Source organism: uncultured Chitinophaga sp. (assembly GCF_937898475.1).
Classification (GTDB): Bacteria; Bacteroidota; Bacteroidia; order Chitinophagales; family Chitinophagaceae; genus Chitinophaga.
Genome location: NZ_CALEJS010000018.1, coordinates 39,925 through 50,351 on the forward strand (window position 1 = coordinate 39,925; position 10,427 = coordinate 50,351).

Annotated in this window: 5 protein-coding genes and 1 pseudogene; all 6 read right to left on the bottom strand. The window is 49.6% G+C overall.

Going from position 1 to position 10,427, the window contains the following annotated elements; genetic code table 11:
- Positions 1–12: 12 nt before the first annotated feature.
- On the bottom strand, positions 13–582 hold the full coding sequence (locus Q0577_RS14340; protein ID WP_298737418.1) for a FecR domain-containing protein: 570 nt from the start codon (positions 580–582) through the stop codon (positions 13–15).
- 756 nt (positions 583–1,338) lie between these two features.
- Positions 1,339–2,745, bottom strand: coding sequence for an amino acid permease (locus tag Q0577_RS14345; RefSeq protein ID WP_298737420.1), 1,407 nt, complete (start codon positions 2,743–2,745; stop codon positions 1,339–1,341).
- Positions 2,746–2,862: 117 nt separating this feature from the next.
- Entirely contained in the window at positions 2,863–3,480 is a 618-nt protein-coding gene (locus Q0577_RS14350; protein ID WP_298737421.1) for an OmpH family outer membrane protein, read from the bottom strand.
- 141 nt (positions 3,481–3,621) lie between these two features.
- Complete coding sequence (locus Q0577_RS14355; RefSeq protein WP_298737422.1) at positions 3,622–4,335, bottom strand: DUF4397 domain-containing protein; 714 nt, start codon at positions 4,333–4,335, stop codon at positions 3,622–3,624.
- 146 nt (positions 4,336–4,481) lie between these two features.
- Complete coding sequence (rpoC, locus tag Q0577_RS14360; protein WP_298737424.1) at positions 4,482–8,777, bottom strand: DNA-directed RNA polymerase subunit beta'; 4,296 nt, start codon at positions 8,775–8,777, stop codon at positions 4,482–4,484.
- 117 nt (positions 8,778–8,894) lie between these two features.
- Positions 8,895–10,427 (bottom strand): annotated as a pseudogene (gene rpoB, locus Q0577_RS14365) (DNA-directed RNA polymerase subunit beta); the annotation flags it as partial.

Consider the following 10,427-nt stretch of genomic DNA (forward strand, 5'->3'; position numbering starts at 1 on the left):
GCTACCGTCGGCTTAATTATCGGTGGCGATGTTAAAAGAAGTTCCCAGCGCAGTGGTAGCCAGATTGCCCACATGTACGCTGAAGGGTCGTTCATCGTCTTTAGCTGCTTCAAAGTAAGCCTCCTCTTTCAGCCACAGATCACGGGTAGTGTCATTATAGTGGTTGTTATAAGCAAGCGCTGCACGGGCGTTCAGCCATATTCTTGAACCCTCAGGCATAGACACCAGGTGAATATTATTACCGGCATTATAAATAGTATCCCACTGCACGGCAGCATGCTTTAACGGCAGGCCTCCGCGTTGAGACTGCCACCACCAGGCGCCCGCGCTTATCAGCACCAGTATAACCGCCGCGGCGCTATACCAGCGCCCATATGCGTTTCGTATTGTCGGGCGCGGCGGTAATGATGCAGGCACTTCTGCAGTTACAGCTTCCCGTGTTACCTGTTCCCAGCCAGCCATTAAGAAAGCATCAAGCGCCGGGGAAGCATCCTGCGAAAGGTAATTCTCCACAAGTGCAGCTTCTTCGGGCGTACAGGCGCCTTTAAAGTATTTTTCCAGTAAGTGATTATCCACATCCATGATTTCTTTATTGCAGCACGGACATTAGCCGGGCAACGTACTGAAAGAGTACGCCTGGTAAAAAGAGAGATACCAGGTGGATCACCTGAGTTTACAATTTATTAATACTGCGGGGGAATTGCGCTGTCGCTGAGGGCCAACAAAAAAGCGTAAGGTAGATACCTTACGCTTATTGTAAAAGATTGTCATGTGAATGTTCGAGAATGCAAATCGTGTAGGCTTTTAATGGTTATATTGGGGCTAGTACCTTCATATTTTAACCACCTAGTTTATAAGTTTTAATATTATTAATAACGTATGCAAATAGTAATGCCGTTAAGCATCAGATATTGGCATAGTTGATTTTATGTCTTCTGTTAATGTTGTTGAATGTGTGATATGATCAGATATACCCAGGAAGCACAAATTGTCATGGCATAGCACTTCAAGCTGGCGACGGGTTTTCTTTTCATACGTGTGTTAATATCCAGGGTTACTCACGTCAACTTCTTACGGGTTCCTAACACTGTTGTATGTGCAAATTACGCTACTCCACTGTAAAAACTACCGCAGTAGGTAGTTTTTTGTGGGATTATCGCTACAACTTTTGTGTTAAAACTGGTACGTTTTTGTCCAATTTAGCGAAGAATGGGCGGAAGGCAGAGATAAATCGATCACATATTGATGCAGGAATGGGATGGCAATCACTAATAAGCATACACCCCCTTCAAAGACGTCATCCTTAAAGGGGGTGTATGATCATATCCGCTAAAACGTTTATTTACGCCGGCCGATATAATAAAGGGGAATACCCAGCAGGATAATACCCAGGCCAGGCAAGGTATAATTCGCTTCAAATATCAGCAGTAGTAAGGCCAGGCTCACGGCCACTATGATGTACAACATAGGCAGCACCGGGTAACCGAAAGCTTTATACGGGCGGGGCGCATCCGGCTGTTTCTTTCTCAGTATAAATATGCCCAGTATCGTGAGCACATAGAAGATCAGTACACCGAATATCACCAGCGCAAGCAGGTCGCCATAGCGGCCGGAAAGGCATAACAGCGAAGCCCATATACACTGTATCCAGAGGCCTTTGGCAGGTACGCTGAAGCGGTTCAGTTCAGCGGCCTGTTTAAAGAACAGGCCATCCTGCGCCATGGTATAGTAAATCCGGGCGCCAGCCAGTGTAAGGCCGTTATTACAGCCAAAGGTGGAAATCATGATCATTACGGCAATGATCAGTGAGCCGCTGTTGCCAAAGATCTGCTCTGCAGCAGCCACGCCTACACGGTCGTTCGCTGCAAAAGCGATTTCGTTCATCGGCAGCACAGCCAGGTACATGAGATTGGCGCTTACGTAAATGATGGTCACGATCAGCGTACCCAGGAACAAGGAGCGGCCTATGTTCTTTTGCGGATTTTTGATCTCAGCAGCAATAAAGGTCACGTTGTTCCACGCATCGCTGGAGAACAGGGATCCTTTCATGGATACGGCCACAGCGCCCAGGAAGGCCATACCCGTGAGCAAGGTGGTAACGGTCTCTCCGTTCACCTGTTGCAGCGAGTGGGCGGTCCAGGCATTCTGCCAGTTGGCGTTCCACACTTCGTGCTTAGCTCCTATCAGGAATCCGAAGATGATCAGGCCAAATAAAGATAAGAGCTTGGCCAGGGTGAATACTGTCTGGATCACCTTACCATTGCGTATACCCCTGGTATTGATATAAGTGAGTAATACGATGGAGATAATGGCTACGATCTGTGCGGCAGACACCTTTATGAAGCCGGCGTCCCAGAGGATATGCTGTTCGCTGAAAGACGGGATCAGGTAAGCGGTGAACTTGGCAAAGGCCACAGCTACCGCGGCAATGGTTCCGGTTTGGATCACGCTGAACTGTGTCCATCCGAAGAGGAAGGCAACGAAGGGATTATAGGCCTCCCGCAGGTATACGTACTGGCCACCGGCCCTGGGAAACATCCCTGATAATTCACCATAGCTAACGGCGGCGATCATGGTTACAATCCCGGCCAGTACCCACATAACGGTGAACCATCCGGCAGAACCCACGCTGCGGGCTATTTCGGCTGATACTAAAAAAATACCGGATCCAATCATGGAACCGGCAACAATCATAGTAGCATCCAATAAACTCAGGCTTGGTTTAAATGAAGCGTCTTGACTCATAGAGAAATTAATAATGAACAATTAATAATTAATAAAGGCGGCGGCAGTGTTACAAAGAACACAGGTGTGACGAATTTATTAATTATTAATTATTCATTATTAATAATTCACTATTAATTATTTTTTTTCTGCGTTTGCTTTATTAAGGCCTTCGATCACCGGGCTGGTTATATCCAGTGACTCATCCTTATACAGGATGTTGCTGGCGCCTGAACGATAAGAGAATATAAAGGAGTACTTCTTATCTGAGTTGAAGGTTTTCAGAAAATCATCCAGCCTTTTCTGCAGGTCTTCATTGAACTTGGCTTCCTGCTCCATGTATTGCTGGGAGAGGGTCTGCCTTTTACCTTCCAGCTGTTGCTGTTTTTCCATCAGGGTACGTTGTGCCGCCTCCCCTTCTGCCTGGGTAAGCTGGTTATTGTTGGCCCTGCGCTGAAAATCGGCAGCCTCGTTCTGCAAGGCGCGTAAATTAGCTTTCAGCTCATTATCGATGGCCTGCTGCCTTTTCTCGAGCTCTGATTTTTTTTCCTTGAAATATTCATAGTGGGCTTCTACGGAATCAAGATCCACATAAGCTATCCGGGGGCCTTCAGCTGCTGCCGCACCGGTACTGGTGCCGGAGGGCGTGGTGGCGGTATTATTTACATTCTTCCCTCCCGGCTGGCAGGCTACAAATAGTACGGCGGCTAAAAAAGTAAAGCATCCGTTCTTTACAGTTTGTTGAACATTATACATGTTGATAAATGGATTTTTGAACTCCGGTTGAAAACGTTTTAAGATTTGAACGGCTAAAATAAGATTTTTGGCGGATTCACTTCCGGTTTTTAACTTTTTCTAAAAGGATCTTCCGCTTACTGCGTTACGTGCTTTCGGCCCTTAATGAACGTACTGGAACATTCTGAAGCTGGCATCCAGCGGGTTGCCGGTAGCGATGAGGGTATATGCTTTACCGGATTCGGCGTTAAAAGGCACGCTTTGCAGAGTGGTGGAATCCAGCCAGTTAAAGTCCACACTATGCTGCATCGCTGTTATTTCAGCGAAGTCTGTCACCCGAAAATAGGTAACGGCCTTATAAACAGGTATGGATGTGGAGTCTTTATAATCCAGGTAAATATCCAGCGGCAGTTGTTGCTGGTTGTTGCCTGTGCCTACCCGGCGGTAGGGATCACAGAGATCCACAATCCTCATCTGGGCATTCGTTAAACCGGCCGGTGGCTTAATATTGTCCTCTGTAAGCAGTACGCGCGGCACGTTCCTGCTGTCTACCGTAAGAAATGCCGAAAGGCGCTTCCCGTTCCGGAGGTTCAGCTCCCCTCCCATGACGGGCGTGGTATGATTACCGGCCTCATATACCAACAGGTCATATTTCTGTGCCCGGAACGCCCTGTAGGCGCCTGAGTTATCTCCATAGGCCAGATCACCGCCCAGGGTAGCGGTATCCAGCATGATATCAAATTTGGCGCTGCCAGGTATCATATTGAAGACAAGCAGCTCTGCCCGCGTATCAGGAATATCACCATCGCTTTTGCTACAGGCAACGGCTGCAAACAGCAGAAAGAGCACACATGCAGCGCGGATCCGATTTTTCATTCTATCGTTTTTAGTATAACGTTTAAGGCCCTGTTCAGGCATACAAAATAAAGCGATTTACGGCAATCATTCCAATAAAAAAGTCCCGCCGGTTAGAGCGGGACTTTACTGTGAATTAAATCACAATACTATCAAACATTGTACAATTACTCTTCTTCGTCGAACTGGAACACCTCTTTGGAAGATGAGAGGATGTCGTATTCTTCTTTGGAGCCTACGATCATGTTCTCGAACTCGCGCAGACCTGTACCAGCAGGTATCAGGTGACCGGTGATCACGTTCTCTTTCAGGCCCAGCATATCATCTGTTTTACCGTTGATGGCTGCAGATGACAGTACTTTGGTTGTTTCCTGGAAGGATGCGGCAGAGATCCAGCTGTGTGTACCCAGTGATGCTTTGGTGATACCCAGCAACAGCGGGCTGGAAGTAGCCGGATTGGCATCGCGGTATTCCACCAGCTTTTTATCTGCACGGCGCAGCAGGGAGTTTTCTTCCCTTACCTGGCGCAGCGTCACGATCTGACCGGCTTTCAGGGTGCCTGATTCACCGGCGTCTGTCACAACTTTCTTATCGAAAATGTTATCGTTCTCTTCAAAGAATTCGAACTTATCGGTAGTATCGCCTTCCAGGAAGCGGGTATCTCCCGGATCCTCGATGGTTACCTTACGCATCATCTGCCTTACGATCACCTCAATGTGCTTGTCATTGATCTTCACGCCCTGCAAACGGTATACTTCCTGTATCTCGTTCACCAGGTATTCCTGTACAGCAAAAGGTCCTTTGATGGACAGGATATCTGCCGGGGTGATAGAACCGTCTGACAGTGCGGTACCAGCCTTCACAAAGTCGCCGTCCTGTACCAGGATGTGGCGGGTTAAAGGCACCAGGTACTTTTTCACCTGGCTTTCGCGGCTTTCGATGATGATCTCACGGTTACCACGTTTGATGTTACCGAAGGTCACTACACCGTCTATTTCAGATACGATAGCGGGGTTGCTCGGGTTACGGGCTTCAAACAGCTCCGTTACACGGGGCAGACCACCGGTGATATCGCGCAGCTTACCGATCACACGCGGGATCTTCACGATCACCTGTCCGGACCTTACGCTGTCTCCCTCATCAATTACGATGTGAGAGCCCACCGGCAGGTTGTAGGATTTCACCTCTTTATTGCCTTCGATAATGATGGACGGGATCTTGTTCTTATCCTTGGTCTCGATCACCACTTTCTCGCGGTGTCCGGTTTGTTCGTCAGCTTCTTCACGGAAGGTGATACCTTCTATGATACTGTCGAAACGAACGGAACCTGCGATCTCTGAAACGATAACGGCATTGAAGGGGTCCCAGGTACAGATCGCATCGCCTTTGGCAACTTTCTGACCGTCTTTTACCAGCAGCGTAGAACCGTAAGGGATGTTGTTGGTGATCAGGAGACGGTCGTTCTTCACGTCCATGATACGCAGCTCACCGGTACGGCCGATAACCACCTGTACTTTCTCACCTTCGTTGTTTTCGTAGGTAGTAGTACGTAAGCCGTCAAACTGTACGGTACCTTCGAATTTGGCGTTCAGTGCAGACTCTACGGAAGCAGAGCCGGCCACACCACCTACGTGGAAGGTACGCAGTGTCAGCTGTGTACCAGGCTCACCGATGGACTGGGCAGCGATGATACCTACGGCATCACCACGCTGGGCCAGGTAACCGGTAGCCAGGTTCTTACCGTAACATTTCACGCACACGCCCCTGCGGCTTTCGCAGGTAAGCACGGAACGGATCTCTACGGTTTCTATGGCGCTTTCTTCTATGCGATGTGCAATATCTTCAGTGATCTCTTCACCTGCAGCTACGATCAGCTCTTCGCTCATCGGATCATAGATATCATGCAGGGAAGTTCTGCCCAGGATACGGTCATACAGCGGCTCTACCACTTCCTCGTTGTCTTTCAGCGCTGTAGTGGCAATACCACGCAGGGTACCGCAATCCTCTTCGGTGATCACCACATCCTGTGCAACGTCTACCAGACGGCGGGTGAGGTAACCGGCATCCGCTGTTTTCAAGGCGGTATCTGCCAGACCTTTACGGGCACCGTGCGTGGAGATGAAGTATTCCAATACGTTCAGACCGTCTTTAAAGTTGGACAGGATCGGGTTTTCAATGATCTCAGACCCGGTAGAACCGCTCTTACGCGGTTTGGCCATCAATCCCCTCAGACCTGCCAGCTGTTTGATCTGCTGTTTGGAACCACGGGCGCCGGAGTCCAGCATCATGTACACAGAGTTGAAGCCCTGTTTGTCTGTTGCCAGCTCGCGGATCAGTGTTTCCGTTACCTTGGTATCCACACGTGACCAGATGTCGATGATCTGGTTATAACGTTCGTTGTTGGTGATCAGACCCATGTTGTAGTTATCCCACACTTCATCCACCTCGCCGGCAGCGCCATCGATCATGTGCTGTTTCACTTCGGGGATGATCAGGTCATTGATGTTGAATGACAGACCGCCGCGGAATGCCATACGGAAACCGAGCTGTTTGATGTCATCCAGGAACTTGGCCGTTTTCGGGATGTCGGTATACTTGATGATGTCGCCGATGATCTCACGCAGTGATTTCTTGGTGAGCAGCGCATTCACGTAACCGGCTTCTTTCGGAACGTACTGGTTAAAGATCACGCGTCCTACGGTGGTCTCAGTCAGTTTATTTTCCAGTTCACCTTTTGCATTACGTACCAGGGCTTTCACCTTGATGTGTGCATGCAGGTCAACACGGCCTTCGTTATATGCTATTATTACTTCTTCTGCAGAATAGAAGGCTTTACCTTCACCCTGCACTTTTTCTGTTTCAGTAGACTTGCGTCCTTTGGTGATGTAGTACAGCCCCAACACCATGTCCTGAGAAGGCAGCGTGATCGGCGTACCGTTCTGCGGGTTCAGGATGTTGTGTGAAGACAGCATCAGCAACTGGGCTTCCAGGATTGCGGCATTGCTCAGGGGCACGTGTACCGCCATCTGGTCACCGTCAAAGTCGGCGTTGAACGCGCTACATACCAGCGGGTGCAGCTGAATAGCCTTACCTTCCACCAGTTTAGGCTGGAAGGCCTGGATAGACAGACGGTGCAGCGTTGGAGCACGGTTCAGCATTACAGGATGTCCCTTCAGTACATTCTCCAGGATGTCCCATACTACCGCTTCTTTTCTGTCAACAAGCTTCTTAGCGGATTTAACGGTCTTAACGATACCTCTTTCGATCAGCTTACGGATGATGAACGGTTTGAACAGTTCAGCCGCCATATCCTTGGGCAGACCGCACTCATGCAGTTTCAGCTCGGGGCCTACCACGATCACGGAACGACCGGAGTAGTCCACACGTTTACCGAGCAGGTTCTGACGGAAACGGCCTTGTTTACCTTTCAGTACATCAGACAGTGATTTCAGGGCGCGGCCGCCTTCTGCCTTCACTGCGTTCGACTTACGGGAGTTATCGAACAGGGAGTCTACCGCTTCCTGTAACATACGTTTTTCGTTACGAAGGATCACCTCGGGCGCCTTGATCTCGATCAGGCGTTTGAGACGGTTGTTACGGATGATCACCCGGCGGTACAGGTCGTTCAGGTCAGAAGACGCGAAACGGCCGCCATCCAGGGGCACCAGCGGGCGCAGTTCAGGCGGCACCACCGGTATATATTGCATTACCATCCATTCGGGGCGGTTCTCTACGCGGGTATTTGCTTCACGGAAGGCTTCCACTACGCTCAGGCGTTTCAGGGCTTCTGCCTTACGTTGCTGAGAGGTTTCAGTAGCGGCCTGGTTACGCAGCTGGTAAGAAAGGCTGTCCAGATCTATACGGGCCAGCATCATTTCTACCGCTTCGGCGCCCATCCTGGCAATAAACTTGTTGGGATCTTCATCCGGCAACAGCTGATTGTCTTTAGGCAGGGTATCGAGTATATCCAGGTATTCTTCTTCTGTAAGCAGGTCGCCGTAGTTCATGCCTTTTTCCTGCTTGGCGCCCGGCTGGATCACCACATACCTTTCATAGTATACGATGGTTTCCAGTTTCTTGGACGACATACCCAGCAGGTAGCCGATCTTGTTAGGCAGTGATTTGAAGTACCAGATGTGTACAACAGGCACTACCAGGCGGATGTGCCCCATCCTTTCACGGCGTACTTTCTTCTCCGTTACTTCCACACCACAGCGGTCGCACACAATGCCTTTATAACGGATACGTTTATATTTTCCGCAATAGCATTCATAGTCCTTTACAGGGCCAAATATCCTTTCACAGAATAAGCCATCACGCTCCGGTTTGTAAGTACGGTAGTTGATGGTTTCCGGTTTCAGCACCTCTCCATAAGAGCGCTCCAGGATTGCATCCGGAGAAGCCAGGCTGATGGTGATGCTGCTAAAATTTGATTTAGGACGATTTTCTTTTTTAATGGCCATCTTCTATAGCTTTTAGCTGTTAGCCTTTAGCTGTTGGCTATTGGCAAATTTTTTTTCCCGAAATATCATATTGCTATTGGCCATTAGCTGCATGCTAACGGCCAATAGCTAAAAGCTCTATTCAAACTTCAGGTCCAAGCCCAGACCACGTAATTCGTGGATCAGTACGTTGAAGGATTCAGGCACACCGGCTTTCGGTATGTTATCGCCCTTCACGATGGCTTCGTAAGCTTTTGCACGGCCTACAATGTCATCAGACTTGATGGTGAGCAGTTCCTGCAGGATATTGGATGCACCGTATGCTTCCAGCGCCCACACTTCCATTTCACCGAAACGCTGACCACCGAACTGCGCTTTACCACCCAACGGCTGCTGGGTAATGAGGCTGTAGGGTCCGATAGAACGCGCGTGCATCTTGTCGTCTACCATGTGGCTCAGTTTGAGCATGTAGATAACACCCACGGTTGCTTTCTGGTGGAAGCGTTCGCCGGTTTCTCCATCCTGGAGGTAGGTGTGGCCGAAGCTCGGCAGCCCTGCCTTTCCGATGTAGTCTGCGATCTCTTCGGTAGTAGCACCGTCAAAGATCGGGGTAGCAAACCTTACGCCCAGTTTCAGACCAGCCCAGCCCAGTACCGTTTCGTAGATCTGTCCGAGGTTCATACGGGAAGGTACGCCCAACGGGTTCAGTACGATATCTACGGGGGTACCGTCGCTCAGGAACGGCATGTCTTCATCGCGTACGATCTTGGCCACAATACCTTTGTTACCGTGGCGGCCTGCCATCTTATCACCTACTTTCAGTTTACGTTTGCTGGCCAGGTATACTTTCGCGAGTTTCAGCACGCCTGCAGGCAGCTCATCACCAATGGAAATGTTGAACTTCTCGCGTTTGTAGCGGCCCAGTTCTTCATTGTACTTGATGTTGTAGTTGTGCAGCAGCATGTTGATCTGCTCGTTGGTCACATCGTCTGTGGTCCAGCCCAGCGGGTTTACGTTCTGGAAGTCGATATTGGCCAGGTTCTTCGGAGAGAACTTGGAGCCTTTGGAGATCAGCACCTCGCCGTAGGTATTGGTGATACCGGCAGATGTTTTTTCCTTCAGCAGTACCAGCAGTTTGCTCATCAGCACTTCCAGCAGGTCTTCCTCGTTCTTCTGGTGTACCTTTTCCAGTTTTTCCAGCGCCGCTTTTTCACGGGTCTTGGAGTTTTTATCTTTCTTGGCGCGGCTGAACAGTTTTTTGTCGATCACCACACCTTCTGTGCTCGGGGGCGCTTTCAGGGAAGCGTCTTTCGCATCAGAAGCCTTGTCGCCGAATATGGCGCGGAGCAGTTTTTCCTCCGGAGAAGGATCGGATTCACCGCGGGGGGTGATCTTACCGATCAGGATATCGCCTTCTTTAATATGGGCGCCTACGCGGATGATACCATTCTGATCCAGGTCTTTGGTAGCTTCTTCACTTACGTTCGGAATATCCGGTGTCAGTTCTTCTTCACCCAGTTTGGTATCGCGTACTTCCAGTTCATATTCATCGATGTGGATGGAGGTGAACAGGTCTTCACGTGCAACACGCTCAGAGATCACAATCGCATCCTCAAAGTTGTAACCTTTCCAGGGCATGAAGGCCACTTTCAGGTTACGGCCCAGGGCCAG

Coding starts and splice junctions, on each gene's coding strand:
- rpoC (WP_298737424.1), bottom strand. CDS start 8,777: ATGGCCATTAAAAAAGAAAATCGTCCTAAATCAAATTTTAGCAGCATC.
- Q0577_RS14340 (WP_298737418.1), bottom strand. CDS start 582: ATGGATGTGGATAATCACTTACTGGAAAAATACTTTAAAGGCGCCTGT.
- Q0577_RS14355 (WP_298737422.1), bottom strand. CDS start 4,335: ATGAAAAATCGGATCCGCGCTGCATGTGTGCTCTTTCTGCTGTTTGCA.
- Q0577_RS14345 (WP_298737420.1), bottom strand. CDS start 2,745: ATGAGTCAAGACGCTTCATTTAAACCAAGCCTGAGTTTATTGGATGCT.
- Q0577_RS14350 (WP_298737421.1), bottom strand. CDS start 3,480: ATGTATAATGTTCAACAAACTGTAAAGAACGGATGCTTTACTTTTTTA.